A 493-nucleotide genomic window follows, 5' to 3' on the forward strand; every position below is an offset into this window, starting at 1 on the left:
AACAGCAGCTGGCCGCCCGCCTGGTGGCGGAGGGCTGCGACGGCCTCGTGCTCAGCGGCACCACAGGCGAGTCCCCGACCACGTCGGACGCCGAGAAGACCGCGCTGGTGCGGGCGGTGCGCGAGGCGGTCGGCGCCGCGGCGCATGTCGTGGCGGGCGTGGGCAGCGCGGACACACGCCACACCGTCGAACTGGCGGGGGCGGCCGAAGTACTGACATAGCCGGCACCGCCCACCGCGTACAGCGGGAGGTTCAGCTCCTCGCAGCCCGAGTAGTACGCGAGACCGGTGCGCGAGATGACCTTGGTGGAGCCGAGGAAGTCGTACGCGCAGTCCTTCACCGCCGTGATCCGCGGGTGCTCCGCGAGACGCAGCATCGTCTCCGGCTCGATACGGGTGCCCGTGCGGCCCGGGATGTCGTACAGCATCACCGGGACGCCCGCCGCGTCCGCGACCCTGCGGAAGTGCGCCTCCAGCGCGGGCTGCGGCGGGCG

At 73.2% G+C, this 493-nt stretch carries 1 protein-coding gene and 1 pseudogene; one reads left to right on the forward strand and one right to left on the reverse strand.

Annotation, left to right across the window (positions count from 1 at the left end):
• Positions 1 to 47 precede the first annotated feature (47 nt).
• Entirely contained in the window at positions 48 to 221 is a 174-nt protein-coding gene (locus J0695_RS39805; protein ID WP_307798902.1) for a dihydrodipicolinate synthase family protein, read from the forward strand.
• Here the strand turns inward: J0695_RS39805 and J0695_RS39810 are convergent.
• Positions 202 to 493: pseudogene (locus J0695_RS39810) on the reverse strand (dihydrodipicolinate synthase family protein); the annotation flags it as partial. The gene J0695_RS39805 and the pseudogene J0695_RS39810 overlap by 20 nt on opposite strands.

Source organism: Streptomyces beijiangensis, assembly GCF_017315755.1.
Lineage (GTDB): Bacteria > Actinomycetota > Actinomycetes > Streptomycetales > Streptomycetaceae > Streptomyces > Streptomyces beijiangensis.